19 protein-coding genes are annotated in these 25,917 nt (G+C 62.6%); 4 read left to right on the forward strand and 15 right to left on the reverse strand.

The window, feature by feature from the left end; all coding sequences use genetic code 11:
- Window positions 1–53 precede the first annotated feature (53 nt).
- The 3 genes from KZJ38_RS22780 to KZJ38_RS22790 form a co-directional block, all read right to left on the reverse strand.
- Window positions 54–1,307, reverse strand: a complete 1,254-nt coding sequence (locus tag KZJ38_RS22780; RefSeq protein ID WP_219801972.1) for an MFS transporter — start codon at window positions 1,305–1,307, stop codon at window positions 54–56.
- Between the two features lie 511 nt (window positions 1,308–1,818).
- Window positions 1,819–2,358 carry a carboxymuconolactone decarboxylase family protein gene (locus tag KZJ38_RS22785; protein ID WP_219801973.1) on the reverse strand — a complete coding sequence of 180 codons (540 nt, stop codon included), beginning with the start codon at window positions 2,356–2,358 and terminating at the stop codon, window positions 1,819–1,821.
- A gap of 39 nt (window positions 2,359–2,397) precedes the next feature.
- The gene (locus KZJ38_RS22790) at window positions 2,398–3,144 is read right to left on the reverse strand and encodes an SDR family NAD(P)-dependent oxidoreductase (RefSeq protein WP_219801974.1); all 747 of its coding nucleotides are present in this window, start codon (window positions 3,142–3,144) and stop codon (window positions 2,398–2,400) included.
- A gap of 309 nt (window positions 3,145–3,453) precedes the next feature.
- Here KZJ38_RS22790 and KZJ38_RS22795 point away from each other — a divergent pair, with 309 nt between their 5' ends.
- The 3 genes from KZJ38_RS22795 (at window position 3,454) to KZJ38_RS22805 (ending at window position 6,131) form a co-directional block, all read left to right on the forward strand.
- A complete protein-coding gene (locus tag KZJ38_RS22795) occupies window positions 3,454–3,855 on the forward strand; it encodes a RidA family protein (protein WP_219801975.1) in 402 nt (133 codons plus the stop codon).
- Between the two features lie 108 nt (window positions 3,856–3,963).
- The gene (locus KZJ38_RS22800) at window positions 3,964–4,920 is read left to right on the forward strand and encodes an aldo/keto reductase (protein ID WP_219801976.1); all 957 of its coding nucleotides are present in this window, start codon (window positions 3,964–3,966) and stop codon (window positions 4,918–4,920) included.
- Between the two features lie 98 nt (window positions 4,921–5,018).
- Window positions 5,019–6,131, forward strand: a complete 1,113-nt coding sequence (locus KZJ38_RS22805; protein WP_219801977.1) for a hypothetical protein — start codon at window positions 5,019–5,021, stop codon at window positions 6,129–6,131.
- Window positions 6,132–6,150: 19 nt separating this feature from the next.
- On the opposite strand, the gene tssJ is transcribed toward KZJ38_RS22805, so the two are convergent.
- From tssJ to KZJ38_RS22850, 9 genes are all read right to left on the reverse strand, one after another.
- Window positions 6,151–6,678 (reverse strand): type VI secretion system lipoprotein TssJ, encoded by a 528-nt coding sequence (gene tssJ, locus KZJ38_RS22810; protein WP_246642134.1) that lies wholly within the window; start codon window positions 6,676–6,678, stop codon window positions 6,151–6,153.
- Entirely contained in the window at window positions 6,678–8,537 is a 1,860-nt protein-coding gene (gene tssF, locus KZJ38_RS22815) for a type VI secretion system baseplate subunit TssF (protein ID WP_219801978.1), read from the reverse strand. The genes tssJ and tssF overlap by 1 nt, the downstream gene beginning before the upstream one ends.
- Entirely contained in the window at window positions 8,534–12,127 is a 3,594-nt protein-coding gene (locus KZJ38_RS22820; protein WP_246641951.1) for an ImcF-related family protein, read from the reverse strand. Before KZJ38_RS22820 ends, tssF begins: the two co-directional genes overlap by 4 nt.
- A 2-nt stretch (window positions 12,128–12,129) precedes the next feature.
- Window positions 12,130–13,344, reverse strand: a complete 1,215-nt coding sequence (locus KZJ38_RS22825) for a hypothetical protein (RefSeq protein WP_219801979.1) — start codon at window positions 13,342–13,344, stop codon at window positions 12,130–12,132.
- A gap of 176 nt (window positions 13,345–13,520) precedes the next feature.
- A complete protein-coding gene (locus KZJ38_RS22830) occupies window positions 13,521–14,042 on the reverse strand; it encodes a hypothetical protein (protein ID WP_219801980.1) in 522 nt (173 codons plus the stop codon).
- A 275-nt stretch (window positions 14,043–14,317) separates the two neighbouring features.
- Window positions 14,318–15,412, reverse strand: a complete 1,095-nt coding sequence (locus KZJ38_RS22835) for a hypothetical protein (RefSeq protein ID WP_219801981.1) — start codon at window positions 15,410–15,412, stop codon at window positions 14,318–14,320.
- Window positions 15,378–15,770: a hypothetical protein gene (locus tag KZJ38_RS22840; protein WP_219801982.1), complete on the reverse strand. Its 393-nt coding sequence runs from the start codon at window positions 15,768–15,770 to the stop codon at window positions 15,378–15,380. The genes KZJ38_RS22835 and KZJ38_RS22840 overlap by 35 nt, the downstream gene beginning before the upstream one ends.
- Window positions 15,763–18,300 carry a DUF2345 domain-containing protein gene (locus KZJ38_RS22845; RefSeq protein WP_219801983.1) on the reverse strand — a complete coding sequence of 846 codons (2,538 nt, stop codon included), beginning with the start codon at window positions 18,298–18,300 and terminating at the stop codon, window positions 15,763–15,765. Before KZJ38_RS22845 ends, KZJ38_RS22840 begins: the two co-directional genes overlap by 8 nt.
- Before the next feature lie 218 nt (window positions 18,301–18,518).
- Window positions 18,519–19,505, reverse strand: coding sequence for a zinc-dependent alcohol dehydrogenase family protein (locus tag KZJ38_RS22850; protein ID WP_219801984.1), 987 nt, complete (start codon window positions 19,503–19,505; stop codon window positions 18,519–18,521).
- Between the two features lie 424 nt (window positions 19,506–19,929).
- Here KZJ38_RS22850 and KZJ38_RS22855 point away from each other — a divergent pair, with 424 nt between their 5' ends.
- On the forward strand, window positions 19,930–20,691 hold the full coding sequence (locus KZJ38_RS22855; RefSeq protein WP_219801985.1) for a hypothetical protein: 762 nt from the start codon (window positions 19,930–19,932) through the stop codon (window positions 20,689–20,691).
- On the opposite strand, the gene KZJ38_RS22860 is transcribed toward KZJ38_RS22855, so the two are convergent.
- The 3 genes from KZJ38_RS22860 to KZJ38_RS22875 all read right to left on the reverse strand — a co-directional run bounded on the left by KZJ38_RS22860 (window position 20,643) and on the right by KZJ38_RS22875 (window position 25,898).
- Window positions 20,643–20,870 (reverse strand): hypothetical protein, encoded by a 228-nt coding sequence (locus tag KZJ38_RS22860; protein WP_219801986.1) that lies wholly within the window; start codon window positions 20,868–20,870, stop codon window positions 20,643–20,645. The two genes, KZJ38_RS22855 and KZJ38_RS22860, sit on opposite strands and share 49 nt — an antisense overlap.
- A gap of 712 nt (window positions 20,871–21,582) precedes the next feature.
- Window positions 21,583–23,463: a sigma-54-dependent Fis family transcriptional regulator gene (locus KZJ38_RS22870; RefSeq protein ID WP_246641952.1), complete on the reverse strand. Its 1,881-nt coding sequence runs from the start codon at window positions 23,461–23,463 to the stop codon at window positions 21,583–21,585.
- Window positions 23,460–25,898 carry an ATP-binding protein gene (locus tag KZJ38_RS22875; RefSeq protein ID WP_219801987.1) on the reverse strand — a complete coding sequence of 813 codons (2,439 nt, stop codon included), beginning with the start codon at window positions 25,896–25,898 and terminating at the stop codon, window positions 23,460–23,462. Before KZJ38_RS22875 ends, KZJ38_RS22870 begins: the two co-directional genes overlap by 4 nt.
- Between the last annotated feature and the right edge of the window lie 19 nt (window positions 25,899–25,917).

Raw genomic sequence — 25,917 nt, forward strand, 5'->3', positions numbered from 1 at the left:
GGCGCGTACAGCAGCAATACGTATGCATTACGTAGAGCGACACGCACGCCGCGTCAGCACTTCTCCGCGCCGACCCGCTCGCCCAGCTCCTCGACACGCGCCGGCTCGCCGGCAGCAGTCAACGTCGAAATCGCGACGATGCCGAGTATCGCGAGCACGGCGCCGAAGCGGAAATCGGTCGCAATGCCCGCGCGGTCCACGATCGTGCCGCCGACCGACGAACCCACCGCGATCGCCACCTGAATGATGCCGACGAACATCGCCGACCCCGCTTCGGGCAGATCCGGCGTCGCGCGCTGCATCCAGACGCTCATGCACAGCGGAATCGCGCCGAACGCGACGCCCCATGCCATCAGGACCGCCGTCACCGCGAACGCGTAGTGCCTGAAGTACGGCATCGTCACAAGCGCCGTCAGCAGCAGCACGGCCATCGTGAGCAGCGCGCCCTTCAGATTGCGGCCGACGACCGTCGACACCGCGAAGTTCGACACGAATCCGATAATGCCGAAGCCGAGCAGCACCCACGTGATGCTCGATTCGCTGAAGCCCGCATCGCGCAGCAGGAACGGCGCGATATACGTGTAAGACGAAAAATGCGCGCCGAACACGAGCGCGACCATCAACAGACTCCTGCGCGGATGTGCGCGGCGCAGCAGTTCGACGAGGTCCGAGAAACGCAGCGCCGCGCTCGACGGCAGCGAAGGCAGCAGCACCGCCTGCGCGATCAGCGCCGCGGCAACCAGCACGCCGGTCGCCATAAAAGACACGCGCCACGACGCAAGCTCCGAAATCAGCGTGCCGAGCGGCACGCCGATCACGGTCGCGCAAGTCACGCCCGCGAGAATCGCCGCGGTGGCGCGGGCCGACTCGTGCAGCTTCACGAGCCGCCCGGCTGCCGCGAGCGCGAGCGTCCAGAAGCCGCCGAGGCTCGCGCCGAGCAGCGCGCGGCCGATCAGCATCACCGCGAAGTTCGGCGCGAATGCAGAGATCAGATTCGACGCGAGCAGCATGAGCGTCAGCGCGATCAGAATGTAGCGCCGGTCAATGCGGCCGGCGCCGAGCATCATGCCCGGCGCCGAGATCGCCGCGATCACACCGGGCGTGGTCACCATCAGACCGGCCGTGCCAGGCGTCACGCCGAGTTCGCGCGCGATCTGCGGCAACAGGCCGACCGGCAAGAACTCGGTGGTCACGAATGCGAATGCGCCAATCGTGACCGCGCCGACCGCGAGCCACGCACGCAACGGGGACGAATCCTCGTTTTCCGGCGAGCCGTTGCCTGCCGGGTTATTGCTTTCCATCATCATGATGAGGCTGCTTTCAGTTAGAACAAACAAATCCGGGCAAAGCCGGTTTGCGCGGTGTCGAAAACGACATACGCAAGCCCGCAGCAAACCCGCGCTAAAGGTGCGGGCTTCGTCTCCGGAAGCGGTCTTTTGATATGGGAAACGTCGCGCGTGACAGCGTGAACAAACGGCTGCAATTCGGCTGCAATAAATGCCGCAACGTCGAAACATGCCGTCGCGCCCGGTCGGGATTCGTGCAGATTCGACGAATGCGGTGACTGACCTGCCAGCCATGTCGGCAACCGAAGCAGTCACCCACGTGGCCAGCCGGGCGGCGAGCAAGGCGACACCTTACCACCGCGCACGAACTCCTGCTGACAGTGATTCAGCGCATTGCGGTATGCGAAATGGGCCGAATAAATGAGACGGCCGCCACCGGCAGCACAAGGCTGCCGAATGACGGCCGATTAGAAAGCCGATAAAGCAGATGACGAAATTCGCCGCGCTTTTATCTGGATTTTTTTGCTAATAATTACGCATCGAGTTTGGGCGCCGCCGGAAAATCGACGGGCACGCGCGTCGTGCCGTGCAAATAGTTCGTCACGGTTTTGTCACCGATCACGACGATTGCGTCGACCAGATTGGCTTTCGTCCAGCCGGCCGCAAAGAACGCATCGACCACCGCCTGATCCGCATGCCCGCGGTTGACCGTGATATTGCGCGCGAGGCGAGCGAGCGCGTCGAGCCTGGCGTCAAAACTGGCCTTGCCGCTGCGGATCTCGAGAATCTGCGCGTCGGTAAAACCCACCGATTTGCCGATCGCCGTATGAGCGGCGAGGCAGTACTCACAACTGTTCACCTCGCTGACCACGAGATTCACGACTTCCCGCGCCTTGCCGCTAAGGGTGCTCTTGGCGTTCTGAAACGCGAGGTAGTTGCCGAGCGCGTGCTCCGAATGAGCGAGCGTCGCGTACAGGTTCGGCACCATGCCGAGGCCGCTTTTCAGCTTGTCGAAGATCGCCTGATTGGACGGCGACACTTCTTCGCGCGTCGGAACGTTGATCGTGGTCATGCTGGTTTCTCCTTGAGGTAGTCAAAAATGGATGGGCGGTTACTGCGCCGAGAAGCCGCCGTCGACGGAAACGATCTGGCCGGTCAGATAACGGGCCTTGTCGCTGCCGAGAAACACGATGGTTTGCGCGATCTCGTCCGGTTCACCGGCGCGACGCGCGGGCATCGTCGCGAGAAAACCGGCCTTTGCGTCGTCGCTGCCGGTGAAGCGGTCGAGCATCTCCGTCGCGATCGGGCCCGGCGCCACCGCGTTGACGCGCACGCCGGCCGCCGCGCCTTCGAGCGCCGCGCTCTTCGTGATTCCCTCGACAGCGTGCTTGCTTCCCGCATAGACCGAGGCGCTCGCGAAACCCGCATGCCCTGCAATAGACGACAGATTGATGATGGAGCCCGCACCCTGTTCGAGCATCACGCGCATTTCGTACTTGAGCGCGAGCAGCGTGCCGAGCACGTTCGCCGCGAAGGTCGACTCATAGTTGGCCGCCGTCAATTCGACGAGCGGCTGGCTTTCGCCTTCGGTGCCGGCGTTGTTCACGGCGATGTCGAGCCGGCCGAAGCGGGCCACGGTCTGTTCGACCACCTGACGGATTTCAGCTTCGTTGCGCACGTCGGCGTGCATGTACTCTGCCTCGGCGCCGAGTTCGCGCAATTCGGCGGCAAGCGCGCGGCCCGCTTCGTCGCGCCGGCCGCTCACGATCACGCGATGACCTTCGCGGGCAAAAGCCAAAGCGGTGGCGCGGCCGATGCCGGTCAATGCGCCAGTGATCAGGACAACAGGACGGTTCATTTCAGGGCTCCTTGAGTACGCGTCGGGTGGGACTGCGTTTGCGTTGGAGCTAATGTCGCGCAATCCGAACCGTCGAAGTAGACAGGCGCCATGCATAAGTTCCATTCCTGCGAGGCATGGTCTCGCTTGAACCGCTGCGCAGAGGCGCCGGCACGCAGGCATGGCGCCCTGCTGCCGTGCCGATGCCGGATTCAACGCAGCGATCTTTTTGAAATGCGACACTAGCCGCCCCTGGCTGTCACAAAGCGGCTTTCACCACGCGGCTTTCACTAAGCGGCCGCCACTACGCCACTCCCGGAGTCACGTCATATGTCTGAAGCAACGCAGTTCTGGATGGTCCCCGACGCGCCGACGCCCGTCGCGCCTTTCTCGCATGCCGCCGAATCGGGCGGCTGGGTGTTCGTCACCGGCCAGATGCCGACGTCGCCCGACGACGACTCGGCGCCGCTGCCCGAAGGCGTCGCCGCGCAAACCAAGCGTGTGATGGACAACCTCATCATCGTGCTCAAGGGCGTCGGTCTCGGCCTCGAGCACGTGGTTTGCTCGCGTGTGTTCCTGACCGAGTTCAAGCGCGACTACGCGACGCTGAACGCCGTCTATGCCGCCTACTTCCCGCCGGGCAAATTGCCCGCACGCACCTGCGTCGGCGTAACCGGCCTCGCGCGCGATGCACTTGTCGAGATCGATTTCATCGCGCGGCGCCCGGCCTGAAGCCGTTTATATTTGCCTGACCGTCGGCGTTCGCTTTTCACACGCGTACACGAGCGCCGGTGAAATGCCGTATCGTGGGGAACCCCTTTGCGATGCAAGGAACCTCCGATGCAGCAGCCTCCCCTACACGGCAGCCGGCGCCGTTTTCTGCGCACCGCAAGCGGCGTCACGCTCGGCTTGCCGCTCACGATGTCCTTTCAGCAGCTTGCAAACGCGCAAGGCGATGCCGCGCCGCTGCCGCGTATCGCGCGCCGCCCGATTCCGTCGAGCGGCGAACCGCTGCCCGTGATCGGCTGCGGCACGTGGCGCACCTTCGACGTCGGCGACGATGCGAGCGCGCAGGCGCGGCTCGCGCGCGTGCTGCAGGTGCTGTTCGACGCGGGCGGCTCAGTCATCGATTCGTCGCCGATGTACGGCACTTCCGAAGCAGTCACCGGCACGCTGCTTACCAAGCTCGACGCGCACAGCAAGGCATTCGTCGCCACCAAGGTATGGACGCGTGGCCGCGAGCAAGGCATTGCGCAGATGGAAGAATCGATGCGCCGGCTGCAGCAGCCGCGCATCGATCTGATGCAGGTGCATAACCTCGTCGACTGGCGCACGCAGATTGCGACGCTGCGCGACTGGAAAGCGCGCGGCAAGATCCGCTATATCGGCATTACGCATTACACGTCGAGCGCGTTTCCCGAGGTCGAATCGGTGATGCGCAGCGAGAAGCCCGACTTTGTGCAGATCAACTACGCAGCCGACGACCGCGATGCCGAACAGCGCATTCTGCCGCTCGCGGCGGACCTCGGCATCGGCGTCGTGATCAACCAGCCGTTCGGCGGCGGCGGGCTGATTTCGCGCGTGAGCAAGCGGCCACTGCCCGCGTGGGCCGCGCAGATCGGTTGCACGACGTGGGCGCAAATACTGCTGAAATTCGTGCTCGCGCAACCTGCTGTGACGGTCGTGATTCCCGGCACGGGGCGCCCCGAATACATGATCGACAATGTGCACGCAGGCATGGGCGCCTATCCGGACAAAGCGCTTTGCAAGCAGATTGCCGACGCGGTCAACACGTAAGCGAGCACGCTGCGCTTGTCTTTCGGTCAGTGAAGCGATAACTGCATTGGCTATAATCGCCACGCTCGATCGAAGACGCACCTGCAAGGAAAGTTTCGATGTCGCTGCCCGATAGCTCAGCTCAACATTCGTCCCCGCCCCACGGCAATGCCGGCCATTCGTCGCGCGGCATTTTTCTGCATACGGGCTGGCGCAGCGCCGGCACATGGGTGTGGTCGAAGTTTCGCGAACTCGAATCGGTTACCGCGTTCTACGAGCCGCTCAGCAATGTGATCGGCGACCTGAAGCTCGCGGATCTCGGCGTGCTGAAACCCTCGTTCAATTCGGGCCACCCCGCGCTCGATGCGCCCTATTTTGCCGAGTACCGCTCATTCATGCGCGAAGGCGCGCGCGGCGTGCCCGGCTATCGCCGGCGTTTCAGCACCGACCGTTTCGGTGCGGCGCCCGATGAAGAATTTCCCGCGCTGCATGCGTATCTGCAGGAACTGACGGAACGTACGCTCGGCGCGGGCAAGATGCCGGTGTTCAAGTTTTGCCGTTCTTCCGGAAGACTGCCGTGGCTCAAAAACGCCTTTCCGGCAGCACTGCATGCGGCGGTGATCCGCAATCCGGCGTCGCAATTCGCGTCGGGCTGGCTGTTGCATCAGGAATGGCGCAATACGTTTTTTGTCGCTGCGCCGTTGCGCGTGCTAGGGCTTAATCAGCGCGAGCCGATCGTGAAGGCCGCGATCGACGCATGCGACGTGCGGTTGCCGCCCGACGCGCCGACATCGGACGATGCCTACGCTGCCGTTTGCGAGCAGTACGCGCGCACGGTCGAAGGCACGCAGGCGTATCGCGCGTTTATCGCATTGTGGGCGCTCTCCGCGGTGCGCATGGCGAATGCGGCGGATCTCGTGATCGACATCGATCGGCTCGGCAACGACCGTGCGTATGCGGCCGACAGCGCAGCACAGCTCGCTGCGCGCAGCGGCATTGCGCCGCGCTTCAACGATGCGCGCGATCTCGTCGACGAACTCAAGCGGACGCCGGCGCGCATCGCAGGTGTCGATGGATGGTCGATTCGCACGGTGCATGGCGCCGTGCAGAAGTTTGTCGATGCGCATGTTCAGGGTGCGCAAGCGGCGGGTTCGATGCAAGCGCCGGAGGTGTCCGCGCTTGTGCGTGAAAAACTCGCGCTGGCGGCCGCGATTTCGGAGCCGTGGCGTTAGGGCATCTATGCAAGGTGCTTCATCGGTGTTGCGTGTCGATCTCCAGCGTGTGTTCCGCCGCCACCAGCTTCACCGGATCAGTCTTCTTCCACTGCGATTTCGGCACCAGCACGGACCACTCCGCACTGGCCGCATCGCGGAAAAACGCCGCCACGCCGACATAGTTCGCCGCGTCGCCGATCGGCTCCGACACCTTCAGCGTCTGCCCCGGCCCAACCGTCACGTCCTGGCTCCATAGCGTCGCCCCCTTCAGCGCGTCGTTGCCCTCCAGCACTTGTTCATAGGTCGCAGTTGCGAAGGGCTTGTCATCCTTGAGCTGATAGATGCGCAGCACGACCGGCAGAGACGCGCCGCGCGCGTCCTGGTTCAATGCGCCGCGCGCGGTCACGACAAGATTCATTTGCTCGACCTTCGCCTCGAACACCGCGCGCGTGGCGTTCGCGGTTCCGCCTTTGACCGACTGCCACGTGCCGCACGCGGAAACCGTCAGCGTGAGGCCCATGCCGAGCGCGCCCCGCACGACCCGACGCATGATCCGGATACGCATCAGCACGGCGCCCCCTTGAAATCGGCGCGCGGATAACGTGTCTCCTCGCCGTCAACGGTCAGCACAAGCTGCAAGGCATATTGCATGCTCGCGTAACGCCCGAGGAAGTGATTCAGCACGTCGCCGAACAGCACGACGTCGCCCGGCCCGTCGAAGCCGCCCGCGTCGAGATCGACATGAATGCGGACGACCCGGAACGCGTAACCGCGCCGCACGTCGTGCTCTTGCGAGAACCATACGGTGCGGATCGCGTCGATGCGCTGTGATATCGCGTCGTCTGGCGTCCAGTCGTAGAGCTCGAGCACCTCGCGCAGTGCCGGCGCGCCTTCCACAAGCATCCGGTTGAACTCGTTGATGCCGTTCGCGGTGAAGTGTCCCAGCGTGCGCCAATCGTAGCCCGGGTAATAGCGCGGCGGATACTGCGGCAGGCTCGGCGCCGTCACGTTGCGCACCGAAGCGACGCCGGTAAAGCCCGAGACCGTCTCGTTGATGGTCGCCTCCGCGAGCGCCAGACGCGGCAAACGTCCGTTGTTTGCGAGCGCGCGCAGTGTCAGGTGGCGGTCGGGCTGCGGACGATCTTCATCGTCGTGCGCGTAGCGATACGTCCCGGCCCAGAGCTGTCCGGCCAGTGTCACCCACATTTCCCGCCCCACCACGCCGTAGCGCGTAGCGGTATGGAAGTATCGCTCGGGCGTCTCGTACCGCAGCATCCAGCCGCGATGCCGGAAGCTCGTGAACGCCTTGTAGGCGTGGCGTGCGCCGCCCTCGGGGTCCGCCGCGGTCACCGCGAGCAGGTCGTAGGGTTCGACGTGATCTTCCACGGCGGGCTGCACACGCACACGGTGCTCGCTGTCATGCCAATTGGCGGGATGCAGCGGCAGCGAATCGACCTCGAACAGATTGATCACGGGTGTGCAGAAGAGGCGAAAGCTCTCACGCCCCACCGGCTGATCACCGGGCATACGCCCGTCCAGTTCGATCTCGAAGGTCATGCGCGTTTCGCCCGCCGACACCATCGCGCTATCGAAGCCGCACAAGTCGACAAACTGGAATTTCTGCGGGAATACGAAATACTCCAGCAGCGTCTGCTCGCGGTCGACTGACGCGTTGCGCCCGGGGTCCATGATCGGCCACAGCCGCGTCGAAGGCCCGAAGCCGGACGGCTCGAAGCGCACTCCGTCGAGCGGTTGCAGCGCGCCGTCGCGCATCGACGGCAGGCGCAGGCCGACCGACGCGATCTGGCGCGTGAGCGCCGCATATAGCGCAGCGGCGGCGGGCCGGTCACCGTGCAGGTAGAAGCGGATTCGCGACAGGTCGGTATGCTCGCGCTGGTCCCCCAACCAGAGGCCCAGGGTGAGGCGGATGACCGTGCGCCCGTCCGCGCGCACTACCACCGCAGCGTCCTCGACCGAGAGCGGCAGCAGATCGACTGCCTGTGTGGTGCGGAACGGGCACTGCACGGCGTCGGAGCCGATGGGCGCCGAGCGCACTACGGCGCCGACGGGAATCTGCACCGCCTTCGAACCGCCGCGGTTCAGCGGTGTGCATTCGATGATCGACAGTGATGGGACGGTCCGCGCCATGTGTTCATAGAGGTTGTCGAGCATCCCTTCGGTGAGTTCAGGCTCGCCGTCGTCGAGCTTCATGCGCAGCCGCGCCGCGAGCATCGCGAAGCCTTCGTTGACTGCCCGGACCTGCTCATCCTCCTGGCCATAGAGCATGCCCAGGCGCCGCGCGGCATCGGGCTGCTCGCGTGCAAACTCTCGCCCGGCTTCGCGCAGATACCGCATCTCGGCATCGAAATATCTGAGGAACGGGTTGCCGCCTTCCTGCTGAAACGGTTTCCACGGCGCCGTCATGGCTGTAACTCCGGGGGCAAGGGTGGCAGGGAGGGCTGTCCGGATATCGCGCCGGCACGGCCCGTTACGAAAATGCGCTCGGGCATGCGGAAGCCGCGCAGTTTCAGCAATTCGAGCGGTCCGGCTCCCGACTGCGCGCGCAGCACGTAGCGCAGTGGCGCGACCTTGCGGTCCGCACCGTCGCCGGACGTCGCGGAGGCAGCCTTCGCGGCCTCGTCACCCGACGCGGCATTCCAGACAAGTTCGTAGCGCGTATCGTCGAGCGGTTTGACCTGCGCCTTGTCGAGCATCCGCAGAAAGGCCCAGTCGCCTGGTGCATCGAACGCGACCCGCAGACCCGCGTTGAGCGTTTGCCAGATCAGTGATGCGCGGCCGCTCAGACCATTGCCCGGCCAGGCGAGCGGCGTCCACGTCTCGCGCTGGTTGAAATAGACGACCTGCTGGCCATCGATCGTCAGTTCGGTGCGCGTTACGTCCGGCGTCGGCTGCGGCATGATCTCGAAGTGATACCCGGCCTCGCCCCGCGCGTAGAGGCGCGTGCCGAGCGGGCCGATCAGCCGCAGCATGGCGAGGAACTTCAGGTCGAACTGCAGCGACTGCGGCGCCAGTTCATTCGGTACCCACTGGTCGCCCTGGCGCTTGAGCACGCCGGAGAGTTCGACTTCGATAAAACGATTGATGAGCCCCGTTTCAGGCCGCACGTAATGTCCGAATTCCGCAAACGACGCGTCCGCCGCCGTCGGCGCAAACGGATATCGCGAGGAGAACGACGAGGCAAAAGGCGCCGCGACGCCCGCGCGCCATGCTTCGTTCAGGCTCGCGGCAGCGGGCTGCAGCACCGCCTGCCACGCGGCATCGAGCGGCTGGACGAACAGGGTCTGCCCGAAGGCCGCCCACTGCGCGCCCAGGCTCGCGGCGGTCAGCGCTGCATCGTCACGCGCTTGCGAGAGATCCGAGAGCTTGCCCTGAAATACCGACTGAGCGAGATTGCGCGCCATGGCCTGCGCATCGGGACTGGCCTGGATCTGCTGAAGTTTGAGGCGCACCGTGGTGTCGGCGGTCAGCACGCGAGAGAGGCTCACGCCGTTGAATGCGGCAGCGTTCGCGGCCGGCGCGTTGCCGGCGTTACCCGCATTGCCGCCGCCTGATGGAGGATTCGCGTCGCCCATCAATGCGAGCAGCGGACCGAACGAGCGGTCGAGCGGATTCACCACAGGGGCTTGTGTCGTATCACCGCCGTTGCTTCCGAGTAGACCTTGCGCCTTGCGCACGAGCGTATCGGTCAGCGCCTGCGAGGGACGGCCCGCCTGGCCCTGGTACTGCACCGACTTCATGATGGCGAGCAGCGGCGACGTCTGAGCATCGGTCAGGCGCGTGAGCTGATCGATGACGCCGGAGAAGTTCGTCGCGCCGATCCATTGGAAGCTGTTGAGCATGGTCGCCCAGGCCGCCGTGTAATCGGTGAAATAGCGCGTGCGCAACCGTTGCCGCAGATCGTCGGCGTCGCGCTTCGCATCGAGGGCGGCATGTGCGGAACCGATCGCGCCTCGCACCGTGGTGGCGTTAACCTGTGTGGCGAGACCATCGTCGGTTAGCACCCAGTCTGCCTCGACATGCTGGTCGTTCGCGGCGTCGTCGATGGCCTTTTCGATGACGCCCTCCCAGGCCGCGCGTGTGTAGATGCCCGGCACCGTCTGCGTGGTCGTGAAAAGGCCGTGCGAATCGGCGCCCGCGAGTAAAGTGGCGAGCGAGATGTCCGCGTATTTGCCGCGTGCTGCGTCGATGATGCGCCGGTAGAGTACGTCGTCGCTTGCAGCCAGGCCAATCTGGTTGACGAGCGTCGAGCGCATTTGAGCGACGAGTTGTGCCGCCGGGTTGATCCGCCAGGCCGGGTGCGCCTTCAGGTGAGCGGCCCAGAACCCCGCCAGCCGCTGTGAGGTGTCGAGCCATTCTCCGGCGCGCATGCCGGTGGGCGCGGGCCACGCTTCCAGTAGCTGGGTTTTGAGGAAAGGCGCGTCGACACGTGCCGGGGTTGCCAGCATCAGATACGCCTTGAGCCGGTTGTATGCGCGCTGCTGCGCATCATGGCTTTGCTGCTCGTCGGCGCGGATTTGTGAGAATGCGGCGAGTTCTCGTTGCAGCCCGTGTACAACCGGCTGCTGGAGGTTGCGGGTGGCTACAGTCTGGTAAGGCCGCCATAGCGCGGCGAGCAGGTCGTCGTTGCGCGAGAGGCCCGCGCGCAGGTACCAGGGCACGCCGTGCTGCTGACGAGATTCGAGTGTCGCGATTTCGTTTTGCAGCGCAAGCTGCGCACGCAGCGCGGGCGGTGTGCCGGGCGTGGCGGCTAGTGCGACGGCGGCGGTTGATTCGGCTTCCCGAACGAGTGCTCGGTTGCCCAGCGCGGAGATTACGAGCAGCACGATCCAGGCGATCGCACTGGCCAGCACGCACCACGCGAGTAGGTCCGGCCAGTACAGCCCTGCGCGGCGACCACGATATCGGGGCGTGCGAGCGGCAATCTCGCGCCAGACAGGCAGCATGGCGCGTGGTTGCTCGCGCGTGAGCAACTCCGGGGGGAGCGCAGTTTGACGGCCGTCTTGCGCGTCGCCCCCGGTAGCAATTGGCACAGGCACCGGCACGACGGTCGCGCCCGGGAAGACCGGCGCGAACATGACGCCCGCCAGCGGTGCGCGCAACCAGTTCGACGCAGCTAACGCGCGCAGGTGTCCAATCATCCGTTCAGTGTGGTTACCGATGTATTCCGAAATCTTCAGCATCGAGTTGATCCAGGCCGGTTCGCCGCACTGGCGCACGCCCTCGATCGCGGTTCGCTGCTCGACTTCGTCGAGGAGATTCACCAGCCCGGCCGCAGTGGCCTGCGCCTGCCCGCGCGCGACGTCCGGCATAAATGCGCCCACTGCATCGAACCGTTCGGGCTGGTCGTTCTCTGCGTCTACCGGGTGCAGAAAGGTAACTGGAGCGGCCCAGCCAAGCGCGGTGGCGATTCCCGAGAGTGTGCGTGGAAGTTCGGTATTCGTATCGTTCGCGCAGGCGACATGTACGACACCGTCGACCGGGCGGCGGCGGCGCAAGCGGCGAATCTGGTACAGCCACTTCGCAGCCTCGATGCCGTCCGGTGACACGTGCACCAGGATGGAACCGTCCACGTGCATGATGCCCGCCTGTTTGAGGCCAGGGGCGATTTGATCGATGCGTTGGTCTGTGCCGTTCACTAGTAGCCAGCGCAGGCGGCGGCGCCAGAACCAGCCGTGGGAGATGCGGAGTTCTTCGTAGATGTGTTGCAGGCGGGGATCGCGCTTGAGTAAACGCACTTCGGAGGCGGTCCCACGCCGGTGCTCCCTGAATAGCAGACGTGAGAACCATATCCAGGTTCCGTAGACCGGACCGTACAGAAAGAACAGGATCATACCCAACACCGCAATTGCCGCTACGATCCAGCCCATCCAGCCCCGACGCGACAGGCCCCAGCCGTCGTTCATCAGGGCTGCCAGCAGCAACAGCAGCAGACAGAGCGCGGCCACGCCAAGCACATAGCCGACGGGGCGGCGCGCAGGTTTAACGTCGCTCATGATCAGGTTTCAGAATGCGAAGAAAGGGGAGACACGACGAGCCAGCAGGGCTGCCGCTTCGCCTCAGTCGAGATGAACTGGATTGCACCGGTTCTACGGCACCGTTCGGCAGCCGCCGCAATCGCAAGCCAGCCGCACGCCACTCCGGTATGGCCCAGTGCAGCATCAAGGTCCGCGGTGACAGGCGCCTCATCCGCGGTTGCCTGTGATGCCAGGACAAGGCCCGAGTCGCGCCGAAGCTCGGTCAGGCCGCTGACCCAGATACGCTCGACTGCGTCAGCCCGGGCGGCCCCCCAGTCCAGTGCGGTATCAAGCGCAGTGCGGTCGTGACCGGACGGCGACACCGTGGGCCGATGAACGAGCGCAATGGCCTTGCCGCGATCCGAGTCAACGCGGGAGGGCCAGCCAAGCAGCAACGCCACCGCCGCTTCGCCGCTATCCGCTGGCACTTCCGTACGCAATTGGACGGCGACGATCAACACGTACTTCACTGCAGCAGGCGTATCGTCGTCTAGCCACGCGTCGAGCACCATCACGCGTTCATCGTCGCCCAGCGAAACTAAACTCCTTGCCTTCGCGCCGAGAGTACGCCGAATGCTTTGCCACACAACTCCATGCTCCGCATCAGCAGCCTCATCGCGAATATCGAGCCATACCTCTACCGGCGCGTCAGACGGGATACCCTGAAGCAGGGGCGCAATTTTCGCGAGCAGACCATCGACAGCAACATCGATCAGATCTTCTATCGATGGATAGCCGTTGCGCGATAGTTCGCTATGCGCGCGCACTTCCTTCGTGTTCCGTACGGCACGTGTTACGAGTACCGACTCGCCGCCGACGACGCGCTCAGCGAGTTCTTCGCGCCCCATCGGCGTGTCGTAGGCATAGCCAAGCAGGGCGAGCGGCCGACGCGCATAGTCGGTGTTGTGCCGGATGGTCTCGATGCGCTCCGCGTTGTGGCCTTGTACCCGCCAAACGCAAATCTCGTAGCTGTGCAAACGCGCGGCAAAACTCAATGCCCATGCCAGCGTTGGGACCGCGAACATCCAACCGTAGAACTGCCAGTCTTGCGCGGGACGATTTTTCGGCCAGAGATAAAGCGTCAAGGCAACGCCTGCAGCGATAGCAGTGACGAGCAGTAGCCCCCAAGCAATCGGGCTGGGAGGCTCTTCGTCAAACGTTTCTTCGGAAGGCAAGTCGAAAAAGTCAACGGCCATTGCGTTGTGTCTCGTTCAGAGGCATCGGTCTGTTGATTGGGGTGGCATATAAAGTTCGCGAGTGCCGCTTCCTGATGAGGGTGCCGGCGAAAAGAACGGAACCGCGGACAAGTTCACCGTGCTATTACTAAAATGCGCGGCACTTCCATGGAGGGAGCGCTGTGTCGATTGACGAGTCACTCCATCACCACCACTCGTTTGTGCTGCTCTTTCTGGATACGTAACGGCAAGGCGACCATCACGAGATAGCCACGGACGAGCACTCCGATAAGCCACAAAGACATGGGCATACTTAACGCAGCAACAAAAAAAAGAACGCCAGTCGATCCAAAGGTGGACGACAGTAGCCGATTTAATATTAGATAAAAAGGCGCTATTCCATAAACCATGTACATCAAAAATTGGGGGAATGGGTTAAGCTCCTTGTAGCATCTCTCAAACACCTTCACTCCTTTTTGAATACGATATCCGAAGTGATCACCCCAATCTTCGAATGCCTGCTTGACGAATGGCGTGGCATGAATGGTTTTCAAAACATTTCTACGTGTTATCACTATCCAAAAAGCGGTTAGCGTGATTCCAACAATCAGACCCGGCCATTTCAAATAAGCACTTATGGGCGAAAACATAAAAAAATAGAAGTAGAACGAAAAACCAAAGAGATAATATGTCGCGAACAATCCAACCAGAATTACCATTCCATACGCGCACAATGCGTTCGTACCTCGGTACCGAAAATAGATTAGAAGAGGACCCAAGCAGCAGACAAAAGTTAACAGGGCGCTGATCTTCCAGGGCCACTCTGAAGAAAGACCATCCGCATATACCGGGTAAGAAAACAAGGTGCTTAGGCACGTAAGAATCAGGCATGCGGGAATGGTCCTCTTTGTCACAACAAGAAGTTGATCCGACTGAGGTTTTGTCATCAGTGTCATTCAAAATAGTCCAGCTCGTTAGCGGGATGAGATGGCGATTACGGCACAAACATTGCCGGGTAACCTTCATAGTCCTTTGGCATGGACTTCTCGAGATATTGAGCAGCGTCTTTCACCGATTGACCAAGCGATCGCAACCAGGACGTAGCATGCCCAGTCGCATCGATTTTCTTGTCAAGTTCGTCGAGCTTGTAGCCCACGAATATCGCGACTGCGAGGGTTCCGACGATAACGACGGCCATCGGCACTGCAACGACCAATGCCGCAGTGGCAGCTGCCACACCTACCACGACTGATGCGATTGCGGCACTCAAACCCACCTTGACGAGATCCATACCGATCTTGCCAAGCAAATCCACAAAGTCCTTCCTGGGCTTGCCATCAGACCCAACCTGCTGATAGTCATGCAACCATTCCGTTGTATCGAGCGTAATTGTGAAGATCAATGCCCACAGACCACCTTTCTTGAAAGCACCTTTCGAAGATTCCCACGCAGCAGCCGCACCGGATTCCAGCGTCCCTGCACCACCGGCAATCGTCAGTACCTTCTCATTCTTCACGCCGTATCGCGTCGCAGTTATAAACTTGCGCAACCTCGGATTGCCAGTGAAGACGACATACCATCGTTCACCCGCCCTCTTATGGATAATTTTTATCAACCTGAATTTCTCAGACCAAAGCTCGCGAACCCACTGCTTGTTGTCGCTATAGAAGCCCAAGGCACCGCCGAGTTGGCTGGCCAGCCAATTGCGCGTCGCAATCTTATTGCTATCAATCGCGGTCTCCTCCGAACCACCTGCCGCCACTTCGTCGATTAATTTTTGGGGAATGGATCGCTTGCTAACCTCGACGATGTGCGCTTCCTGCGATGGCGCTACCGATATATCCGGTGCGAGCCTGATTGGCAGCCGACACGCCAACTGCTGGCTCAGCAGCGATTGCTCGAAAATCAGGGGGTCGTCTGTCAAGCCTGAAATGGTCGGGCGCGGAAAGAGCATCTTTTCCGTGCTTTGCGTCGCCTTCTGCGACGCAATCTCGGTTGTTTGCTTGGCCTCCTTATTAACGCAAATGGCAATAATGATAGGCGCGGGCTTGTCTTTAGGGTCTTCCGTGCAACCCTGCGTGCAGTCCATCTTGCGAACCGGGTAGCGCCCCAGGACCTTGTCGCCCTGCTTGAGGATGAGGCTCCCCTGGAAAGGTTCTGCCCAGCCAGATATGACACGGCTCGCCATCCTGGAACATGACTTTCGTCACGTTCAGATTGCGATTTGGATCGAAAAAGCGTCCGTACTCATGCTCGGGCCGATCCGTCGTCACGGTATAGGTCGCGCCGTTGCCGAGCTTGATGTCGAACACCACATCGCGATGTTTGCGCAGGATGATCAGGTTGTTTACTCCCGGCCACAGCCTCGACTTCGGCGATTCGCCCGGCAGGTCGATGTAATGCTTGCTCTTGACGAGCGTGCGGTGATCATTGCTCACGTCACTCATCGCTGCTGCTCTCCATTCGTTGCGGCATCCGTGCCTTGAAGTGATCGAAGACGATCGAGGTCAGCGAAGCGCGGCCGTCTGCGTCCGTCGTCAGCTTCTCGATGTTGCCGTCGCCCTTGAGCAAATTCAGGACCTCTGCGCGGATGGGTTGTCCGTCTGCATCGAGATAGCCAACGTGTAGGTCGTCAAGCTGCTTTCCCGACCGGAACTGTTCCTGGAGACTCGATGGTCCTTGGCACATCAATCCCGCCGAGCGGACCGTGATCGTTCCTGGGCAACCGATTTCAATGTTGCCGCCTTCCATCTTGATATAGGCGCCAGCACTGTCTGAAATAACGATGGACTTGCGGGCACTGATGTTCAGGTTGCCGTCGGCGCTAGTGACCTTCAGGTCCTTCTCCGCGAACAATTGCATGCTGCCCGACTGGGCCTCGATGTCGACGGAGCCATTGACTGCCAGGGCCTTGATGCCGCGATTCATGGCGCAAAGCGAAACGCTCTCGCCAGCCGCCACCGTTACGCTGTCGCCCGCATTCAGATCGGCATTACCGGCTGCAGTGAACGCGAGGTGTTCGCCACCAGCCATTTGGATGGTCTTGGGCGTCACCATGCCGATGCCCTCTGGGGCCGAGAACAGGATGACGGCCTTTTTCAAATCCCTGAATGCGTTCTCGAGCTGGTCCTGCTGCGCCTTCAGCTGTGCGAGCTCTGCATGAGCCTTCTGCGCCTGCTGGCGCAGAGACGCGACGTCGGCCTGTGCCGCTTCTAACTGCGCAACAGCAGCAGGCATATCCAGATGCGCCGTATCCGCCCCAGCCGCGGCATCCGCCGAAAAGAACAACCCCTTCGCCGCCCGCACCGTCCCCCAAGACTTCGTCGTGACTTCGAACCCTTCACCGCGCGGCAGCTTTTTACTGTTGAGCAGATACCCCTGATTGAACGCCGACTGGCTATACACCGTCGCAATACGCGCACTCTCCTTGCCCTGCAGGTCGTTGAACACAACCTCCGCGCCAAGCAGCGGCGAACGCCAGATCGCATAGCTAAACAGCGCATCCGTGCCCCGCACCAGATCCGGATGCGAATAGTCGTGAAGCGCGCCGCTGATATGAAGGCGGTCCACGTCCCCGTGTGCCGCCTCGAGCATCACCTCGGTTCCCGGCAGCAACGGCGAGTGAAAGCCACCCTGATACGAAGACGAAGGACGCAGCAGCCGCAAATTCAGCAGCTTGTTGTTATCCGCATTCACCGACCCTTGCAGAAACTTCGGCAGAACCGGGTAACGCCCGTGCTCGTCCATATACCCGTAAGGCGCCGAGTCCAGCGTCGTAACCACGCCGACGACCGGACCCGCAAGAAACCTCCAATCCCGCTCATAAACGAACTTCGGACGGTAGGTCAAATGCGCGGGCATCGCCTTGAATCGCGTATAAGCGGGCTTCGTGCGACTGCCTTCCATCCTGAACGAAGTCACCACAAAGCCATACTCAGCGCTAGGCATCTTCGTATTGGTCAGCTTGACGACAACCCCCGGCGCAAGAGCTTTCGCGTCGCTCTTACCGGCAAGCGTCACCTGACGCGCGATCTGTTCGTCGCGTCGCGTCTGTGCAAGCGTCTCGCCCTGCTGCTGTGTCAGATGGAATTCCGCGCTGCGGCTGATCTGCCCGAACACCGAGCGGTCGTCCTCCGCCTCGGCGACCTTCGCCGTGGCCCGCATCGGATCCTCAGGTATCCGATAGTTCCGCTCCCACACCTCGATCGTCGCCGGCACCAGCGTGCGCCGCTCATGCACCTCCTGCGCGGCCTCGTGCGCGTTGCTGTGCAGACCGGAATTCTCCAGCAGCGGCAAGTCGATCGAGCGGATATAAGCACGCGGATTGTTCGCGAACACGAGAACATCAAGCAACCCGTTCTCGCCGCGCTCCTGCCGGTAGAACCAGAAAATGCCGTTGCGTTTCGCGTGACGCGTGATCATGTCCCACCGGGACTCCTCGTACATCACGCTCTGCCGCAACTTCTCCTGCGGCCCTTCGAGGTGGAACTCGACATCGAACGCGTCGAAGTTCTGTTCGTCGACCAGCAACTTGCGAACCATCTCCTCGAACGTCAGGTCGTCGAGTACATCGGAGTGGACCATGCGCTTGCCGAGCGCAGCAAAGCGCGGCTCGATGCGCACCTGGTAGGCGGACTCGTCGCGGCTCGTGCGAACGCGCTTCCAGCGCGTCACCACCCCATTGAAAGTGGCCGCCGCATGGTCGACGGGATCGGCCCAGTTCGCGAGAGGCACCGCAGCCCGCTCGTCGACCTGCAGGCCCGCGCGTCGCCCAACGTACTCCTTGCCGTCGATATCGAGGCGCGGCGAAGTCACCGTGAGCGTAACCACGTAGTCCTTGCACAATCCCCCACGCACCTTGAAGTCGAGCACGTCGAGATCGTGCGTCTCTTTGCCGATCCACAGCCTGAAATGCTGAGTCAGGCGCACACTCGGGTGACGCAGCGCATCGCTAAAGCTCTTCGTGAGGGCATTCATTCCACGCTTTCCTGTCCGGTTGAAAGGAATGAGACAAAGTCGCCTCATTCCTGGCCATTGGCGTGGAAATTTATTGTTTGCGACAGAAAAGCGTCAAACGATTTAAAAGGGGGTGTCTGAATTTTTTGACGATTTTGTCAAACATTGAAAAATCGGGCTTAAGCCGTTTTTCGAGACGAAATTAAGTGATATAGGGCGATGCAATTCAATGTGATTCATCACCGCATCGTCAACACCGCAGCACCCGACACCCGCCCCCCGCGCAAATCGTCGAGCGCGCGATTCGCATCAGCCATTGGATACGCCGTCGTCTCGATCTTCAACGGCACCTCGTTCGCAATACGCATGAATGCGGCGCCATCTTCGCGCGTCAGATTCGCAACGGACACAACACGTCGCTCGCCCCACAAGAACGCATACGGAAACGACGGTATATCGCTCATATGGATGCCGCCGCAGACCACAATGCCGCCCTTCACGACCGCCTGCAATGCCTGCGGAACGAGCGCGCCGACCGGCGCAAACAGTAGCGCGGCATCGAGCTGATGCGGCGGCGCCTCTTCGCTACCGCCGGCCCACACCGCACCCAGACGCATCGCGAGTTGCTGCGCGGCCGCGTCCCCGCCGCGCGTGAACGCATAAACACTGCGCTTCTGATAACGCGCGACCTGCGCAACGATATGCGCCGCCGCACCAAAACCATAGATGCCGATGTGCTCCGCATCGCCGGCCATCGCGAGCGTGCGGTAGCCGATCAGCCCCGCACACAGCAACGGCGCCGCTTCGACATCGGTGTAACGCTCGGGCACATGCAGACAGTAGCGGCTGTCCGCGACGGTACGCTCTGCGTAGCCGCCGTCGATCGTGTAGCCGGTGAAGCCCGGCATATCGCAGAGATTTTCGCGGCCCGCCGCGCAAAAGCGGCAGTGTCCGCAGGTATGGCCGAGCCACGGCACGCCGACGCGATCGCCCACGGCAAAGCCGGTCGTGCCGGCGCCGAGCGCCGCAACCCTGCCGACGATTTCATGGCCCGGAATAACCGGACGCTTCGGATGATCGAGTTCGCCGTCCACCACATGCAGATCGGTTCGGCACACGCCGCACGCGTCGATATCGATCAACAGTTGGCCCGCGGCCGGCACGGGGTCCGGCCATTCGGTTTCGCGCAATTGCGGCGCTGAACCATCGAACAGCATCGCGTGCATAAGCCCCCTTATTTCACGAAGTCACGAAGATCGTCCACCTTCCATCCAAAGCATAGCTTCCGCACCTATGCGCATGCGCGCCATTGCCGCACGTGTGCTGACTATTCGGCACCCGCAGGACTCACAAGACAAGCATAGTGATCTCGCGCAATCGCCGTGACTCGCTTTCGATCACTCATTTCTTGCCTGCACTTGCCTGAATATGAAAATCCAACTGAGCCATGAATTCGCAGCGCCTATCGAAGGTACACAGCACACGGCATCCGGCACCGGCATAAGCAGACCGGCTCCGGAAACTTCAACAAGGCCAACCACAACCCGCCTTGCGAAGAACTCAGGCCGAGCCGCGCACACCAAACGCCATACCGTTGTCCCCTGGCCGTCGCACAATCAAACGAAGCTCGCGAGCTCATCCGACTCGCCCATGCAGATCATGCAAGTCAAGGGCAGATTCCGCGAGTCAGGCGGTGGTGAGGCGCTTGCAAAGTATTGCGGCAGCTGTCTGATATTCGATCAGGCCGAGTTCAAAAGCCCGCACAGTTCGCGCGGACTCTGCCAAGGCCTCACCTATGAAGTGATGCATCGTATCGACATGGACGGAAGCGCTCTCATGAGCGCCGTCGATACGCTGCGCGACAATCTGAACCGTGGCGACCGCGGCACGCAAGACCGGATCGCCGCGTATCAGAACACTGGGCATCACATGAATCTGGACCGCTACGAGCGGGTCAGCCCTGGCCCCACGTTATTCACCTTCGGCGCGGACAAGCCGGACATGCTCAGCAACCGCAAACGCCTCATCGAGAGCATGGTCGGCGAAGTGGCCGACAGACTGCTTCCGGGCAGCATGGCTTTCCTCGGATTCGACGCATATCGGCCGTCGTCCACGTCCAACGAGCCGGCCGGCGCCCATTCAATTCTCGTTCACCGCGATGGCGACGGGCATTACGCGATCTTTTGCCCGAATAGCGGCGGATTCCTTTTTGCGACCATCAACCTTATGTCGAGCGCGCTAGCCGACTTTTCCCTCCGAGCATTCAGCCAGCGCGGATTGGTGCTGGTTCCCCATGCTTCGTGCTACTTCGCTCTACGGCCCCCACTTCCGTCATCCCTCACGAACCCGCGCGCGCCCGGCGATCAGCAATCGATACTACGGGCCAGCCACTTCGCGCACAGCACCTTATAGAGCCGCCCAATCTCGGCCAGCAAGTAGACCGGACAACTCGCCGCGCCGCCCCCGACATCGGGTAACCACAACCGGATAAACGCCGAAAACATCTCGAAGTCCGCGCGCGTCGGCAGAAAACGGTAGCCGCCCGGCAGCGGCGCCCACTTCGTGAGCTCGTGTAAGTCGAACCAGTTCATCGCGCGATCTCCGGCCGAGACGCAAGCGATCGTTGCGTTGGCATCGGGCGCCTGGGTTCGCACCGGCGCATGTCGCGAGATAAAAGCCCGGCTGCGGCGCGGTCGAGGAACGCCTTGCCCAAACGGCAAAGCGGTGCCCTCGCCGTGCCGCTGCCGGCATGGCGTTGCTTGAACTGCATGATGAATCCCCTCAGTTTTTGTTGGCGTGATGGCCGTAACGGACGCGCGATGTGCGCATCCGGCCTTCGCGTCGCTACATGTGCACGATCCAGCGCACGCGCAGCACCGTCTTTTGCGGCAGAGGGGGAGGAGGCGTAATGCAGGAGAAAAGCGTGCAGCAAAGCGGCGCCCGTGCGCCGCCAAAGCGATAAAGCGATTTCATGTCGGACTTCCGGTTTCAGATTGACTCATCGGATGCAAGAAGCAGCCGAAACGGCGTATCGCGTGGAAATACCGCGGGAAACGCCTCTGTCGCCTTGAACCGGCGTAGGTCGCGCCTTGCGGGCCCGTTAGATGCGAATTGCGTGCCAGCCGATCTCATCGCGCATCTCCTGAAGCCGCGCAGGCTTGTCGAGCAAGCCTTGCAGTCGAACGATGGTGCGAATCGCGGATCGGCACATGCGATCGACGCACGCCGCGCGTCACGAAAATGGCAGGCGCTCGCAACCGAGTTTCGGGACTTTCACGACATGTCGTAAAGCAGGCGCTGAATTCAGCTCTTGCGCACGATCGCGAGCCGCTTCATTCGCGATTCGAGCGTCGTCGGCTTGATGCCGAGCCGCTCGGCCGCGCCGGCTTTGCCGCTGACGCGCCAGCCGGTCTGCTCGAGTACTCGCAGAATATGCGCGCGCTCGTTTTCCTCGAGCGTCGGCTCCATGCAGGTGACGGCCGCCGCGGGCGCGGGCGGCGCGTAAGTGGACGGCGTAGCAGCGGCTGTCGCGACGGCCGCGGCAGTGACTGCGGCAAACGAAACAGGCATAGCCGCTGACGCGGCCGGCGCGGCAGCGTCGCCGAACCAGTCGCCGAGCGCCAGTTGCGACCCGTGCGACAGAATCACCGCGCGCTCGATCACATGCTGCAATTCGCGTACGTTGCCAGGCCAGCGGTAGCACTCGAGCGTCGCCAGTTGCTCGGCCGTCAGCGCCTCCACGTGCTTGCCGTACTTCGCTGCATAGCGGCGCACGAAGTGCGCGGCAAGCGGCGCGACATCTTCAGGACGATCGCGCAGCGGCGGCAACATCACCGGAAACACATTGAGCCGGTAATACAGATCGGCGCGAAAGCGCCCCGCGGCCGCTTCATCGGCAAGACTGCGATTCGTCGCCGCGACGATGCGTACATCGACTTTCTGCGTGCGCACGCCGCCAAGCCGTTCGAATTCGCCTTCCTGCAATACGCGCAACAGCTTCGCCTGCAGATCGAGCGCGAGCTCGCCGACTTCGTCGAGAAACAGCGTGCTGCCGTCGGCCAGTTCGAAGCGCCCCGCCTTGCGCGCGAGTGCGCCGGTGAACGCGCCCTTCTCGTGACCGAACAGCTCGCTTTCGATCAGGTTCGCCGGCAACGCCGCGCAGTTCAGCTTGACGAGCGGCTTCCCGTGCCGCGGGCTCAGCTTGTGCACGACCTGCGCAATCAGTTCCTTGCCCGTGCCCGTCTCGCCGCTGACCAGCACCGTCGCATCGGTGGCGGCCACCTGCCGCACTTGCTGCATCACCTTGTCGAGGCCCGTCGCGCCGCCCACGAGTTCATACTCGCTCGCTTCGCGCAGTTCGTCCTCGAGATAACGGTTGAGGCCGCGCAGCTGCCCGACTTCAGCCTGCGCCTTTCGCCGCTCGGCGATGTCGCGCAAGATCAGCGTGTAAATCGCTTGCCCCTGCCCCTCCGCATACGAAAGACTCGCTTCGATCGGAAACAGCGTGCCGTCGGCGCGTACCGCGTTGTGCCCTTCCGGCACCCACATCGGCGCCGCGCCGGGCTCGGCGCGCAGATAGTCGCCGAGCAGCCGGCACAATGGCTGCGCGAGAAAGCGGTTGCACGGCGCGCCGATCGCCGCACGCGCGTCGCAGCGGAACACGCGTTCGGCCGCGCGATTGAAGAACGTGATGGATCCCGTGCGATCGAGCGCCACGACCGCGTCCATCATCGATTCGACAATGCCCGATAGCCGCGCTTCGCTTTCGAGCAGGCAATGGCGCAAACGCTGCAATTCGAGGTGCGTGCTGACGCGCGCGAGCACCTCGTCATGCTGGATCGGCTTCGTGATGTAGTCGACAGCGCCGAGCACGAAGCCCTTCACCTTGTCGACGGTTTCGGTGAGCCCGCTCATGAAGATCACCGGTATTTCGCGCGTCGCCGGGTTGGACTTCAGACGCTCGCACGTCGCGAAGCCGTCGAGCTTCGGCATCAGCACGTCGAGCAGGATCAGATCGGGGCGCATATGCTCGAGCTGCTCGAGCGCGCTTTCGCCGTCTTCGGCAACCGATACGGCAAAGCCATGCGAGCTCAGCAGTTCGAGCAGGATCGACAGGTTCGCCGGCGCGTCTTCGACGACGAGTATCAGCGGCCGGCCGTCGCCAGCAAAGCGTGCGCCGCTCATCGCGACCTCGCGAGACCGGCAAGCCAGCGGCGCAGCGCCTGCATCCGGTATGCACCGCCCAGCGCGCGCAGTTGCGCGGCAAACGGCGCGTAGACGCGGTCCGACTGTTCGATGCGCGCGGCTTCGGCAAGCAACTGGGTGATGTCGCCGCGCGCGGCGAGCTCGACGAACCGGCGCAGTTCGTCGGCGGGCGGCGCAACGAGCGGCGCGTCTGGAATGTCCGTACCGGGCGGGGCACCCGCTGCGGCGTTGCAAGCCGCACGCGCTGTCTCGAGGCAGGCGCCGGCGCCTCCACTCGCGTAAACGGGATTCAACGAAAGATGCACGCACAACAATTCAAGCAGACGCTCCTGGCGAAACGGCTTCGGAATAAAGGCATCGGCGCCCGCTTCGAGACAGCGCGCGCGGTTGTGTTCGAACGCGCTCGCGGAAATCGCGAAGATCACCGTCCCGGCCAGTTCGGACATCGCGCGAATCCGGCGTGTTGCCGCCAGGCCATCGACCCGCGGCATGCGCATGTCCATCAGAATCGCGTGCGGACGCAAACGCACCGCTTCACTGACCGCGGCCTCGCCGTCAGCGGCTTCATGCACGCGAAAACCGAGCGGTTCGAGCACATCGCGCAACAGGCTGCGCCCGTCCTCTTCGTCGTCGACGACGAGCACCGTGCGCCGCTCGCCTTCGACCGCCGTCAAGAGCCGCTGCTCGGTTACCGCGAGCGGCATCGTTACCGGCGGCAGATCGAGTTCGAACCAGAAGCGGCTGCCTTCGTGCGGCGTGCTCGCGACCTGTAAATCACCGCCCATCAACTGCACGAGCCGTTTGCTGATCGCAAGGCCCAGCCCGGTGCCTTCGACGACCGTCAATGGATCGCGTACCTGATGAAACACGTCGAAAATCTCCGACAGATGCTCGGGCTCGATGCCCACGCCCGTATCCTCGACGACGAAGCACATGCGGCCTTCATGCATGCCTGTTTTGAGGACGACACCGCCGCGTTGTGTGTACTTGATCGCGTTATCGAGCAGATTCATCAGCACCTGACGCAAGCGGCGCTCGTCGGCGCACACGACCGGAGGAAGTTCGGACCACTGCGCACGCGTAAACGCGAGCCCTTTGGCCTGGCTGCGGCTGCGCATGATCGCGGCGATGCTTTCGAGCATGGCCGGCAGATCGAAGTTGTCGGCAACCAGATCGAGCGTGCCGGCTTCGATCTTCGCCATGTCGAGAATCTCGTCGATCAGTCCAAGCAGGTGCTCGCCCGACTGCCGGATCACGTTGAGCGCCTTGCACTGCCGCTCGGACAGGTCCGCTTCGCGGCGTAGCAGTTGAGCGTAGCCGAGCATGCTGTTGAGCGGCGTGCGCAATTCGTGGCTCATGCTCGCGAGAAATTCGGATTTCGCGCGATTCGCCGCTTCGGCCGCTTCCTTCGCCTTGCTGAGTTGCGCTTCGCTTTCGTGCAGCGCGGCTTCCGCGCGCTTGCGCTCGCCGATGCCAATCACGCTGCCGCGTATCAACCGGCGCTCGGGGTCGGGAAATCTGACGAGCCGCACTTCGCACGGAAACAGCACACCAGCCGGATCGACATGTGTCCATTCGAACACGGGCACGCCGCCGTTTAGCGCATCCAAGATCTTTTCGCGCGCCGCTTCGCTCGACAGACGTCCGTCCGGTTGCCGCTCCGGACTCAGTTCGACAGGGCCGATCGACAGCAGCGAAGCGCGGTCGTAGCCGTACAGCCGCGTCGCCTCGTCGTTCACTTCGATAAAGCGCAGCGTATCGACGTCGAGCAGCGTGATCGCGTCGGGTGCATAGGCAAGCATCGTCGACATGCGCTGCTCGCTTTCGCGCAGCGCCTTTTCCGCGCGCTCGCGTTCGTGCCGCTCGACCGCGAGCGCGATCAGATTCGCCAGCGCAATGCCGAACAGGCGATCTTCGGTGGTCCACGCGAGCGGCGGCCCGATCTGCTCGAAGCACAGCACGCCGTCCACATTGCCTTGCACGCGAATCGGAATATCGAGCATCGCAGTGACGCCGAGCGGCGTCAGGTAGCTGTCGCTGAATTCGCAAGTGCGTGGATCGCGATGCGCATCGTCGGCGACGATAGCCTCGCTCGATGCGAGCGCCGCGAAATACGCCGGATACGATTCGGCACGCAATTGCGCGCCTTCGCTGTGGCGATTCGCGCTGCATTCGTACAGATCGAGGCAATGGATCGCCGTGCGCGCGCCGTCGTAACGCCACAGGCTCGCGCGCGCGACACTCATCAGCCGCGCGGCGGTTTCGGTAATGAAGCGGAGGGTTTCTTCGAGATGCTCGCCGTGCGAGACGTCGATACGGGACAGCGCAGCGAGCGCGGCCTGCTGCTCGAGCAGGCCTTCGCGCCTGACACGCGGACTCACATACGGAGTGTTGGGTCGCCCTGAAGTCGCCACCGCGTTCTTCCTCAGGCTG

The sequence above is a fragment of the Paraburkholderia edwinii genome (assembly GCF_019428685.1).
In the GTDB taxonomy this organism is placed as follows: Bacteria; Pseudomonadota; Gammaproteobacteria; order Burkholderiales; family Burkholderiaceae; genus Paraburkholderia; species Paraburkholderia edwinii.

Bases quoted from the DNA above. Each gene is read 5' to 3' on its own strand.
- KZJ38_RS22780 (WP_219801972.1), bottom strand. From the start codon at position 1,307: ATGATGATGGAAAGCAATAACCCGGCAGGCAACGGCTCGCCGGAAAAC.
- KZJ38_RS22785 (WP_219801973.1), bottom strand. From the start codon at position 2,358: ATGACCACGATCAACGTTCCGACGCGCGAAGAAGTGTCGCCGTCCAAT.
- KZJ38_RS22790 (WP_219801974.1), bottom strand. From the start codon at position 3,144: ATGAACCGTCCTGTTGTCCTGATCACTGGCGCATTGACCGGCATCGGC.
- KZJ38_RS22795 (WP_219801975.1), top strand. From the start codon at position 3,454: ATGTCTGAAGCAACGCAGTTCTGGATGGTCCCCGACGCGCCGACGCCC.
- KZJ38_RS22800 (WP_219801976.1), top strand. From the start codon at position 3,964: ATGCAGCAGCCTCCCCTACACGGCAGCCGGCGCCGTTTTCTGCGCACC.
- KZJ38_RS22805 (WP_219801977.1), top strand. From the start codon at position 5,019: ATGTCGCTGCCCGATAGCTCAGCTCAACATTCGTCCCCGCCCCACGGC.
- tssJ (WP_246642134.1), bottom strand. From the start codon at position 6,678: ATGCGTATCCGGATCATGCGTCGGGTCGTGCGGGGCGCGCTCGGCATG.
- tssF (WP_219801978.1), bottom strand. From the start codon at position 8,537: ATGACGGCGCCGTGGAAACCGTTTCAGCAGGAAGGCGGCAACCCGTTC.
- KZJ38_RS22820 (WP_246641951.1), bottom strand. From the start codon at position 12,127: ATGAGCGACGTTAAACCTGCGCGCCGCCCCGTCGGCTATGTGCTTGGC.
- KZJ38_RS22825 (WP_219801979.1), bottom strand. From the start codon at position 13,344: ATGGCCGTTGACTTTTTCGACTTGCCTTCCGAAGAAACGTTTGACGAA.
- KZJ38_RS22830 (WP_219801980.1), bottom strand. From the start codon at position 14,042: ATGGTAATTCTGGTTGGATTGTTCGCGACATATTATCTCTTTGGTTTT.
- KZJ38_RS22835 (WP_219801981.1), bottom strand. From the start codon at position 15,412: ATGGACTGCACGCAGGGTTGCACGGAAGACCCTAAAGACAAGCCCGCG.
- KZJ38_RS22840 (WP_219801982.1), bottom strand. From the start codon at position 15,770: ATGAGTGACGTGAGCAATGATCACCGCACGCTCGTCAAGAGCAAGCAT.
- KZJ38_RS22845 (WP_219801983.1), bottom strand. From the start codon at position 18,300: ATGAATGCCCTCACGAAGAGCTTTAGCGATGCGCTGCGTCACCCGAGT.
- KZJ38_RS22850 (WP_219801984.1), bottom strand. From the start codon at position 19,505: ATGCACGCGATGCTGTTCGATGGTTCAGCGCCGCAATTGCGCGAAACC.
- KZJ38_RS22855 (WP_219801985.1), top strand. From the start codon at position 19,930: ATGCAGATCATGCAAGTCAAGGGCAGATTCCGCGAGTCAGGCGGTGGT.
- KZJ38_RS22860 (WP_219801986.1), bottom strand. From the start codon at position 20,870: ATGAACTGGTTCGACTTACACGAGCTCACGAAGTGGGCGCCGCTGCCG.
- KZJ38_RS22870 (WP_246641952.1), bottom strand. From the start codon at position 23,463: ATGAGCGGCGCACGCTTTGCTGGCGACGGCCGGCCGCTGATACTCGTC.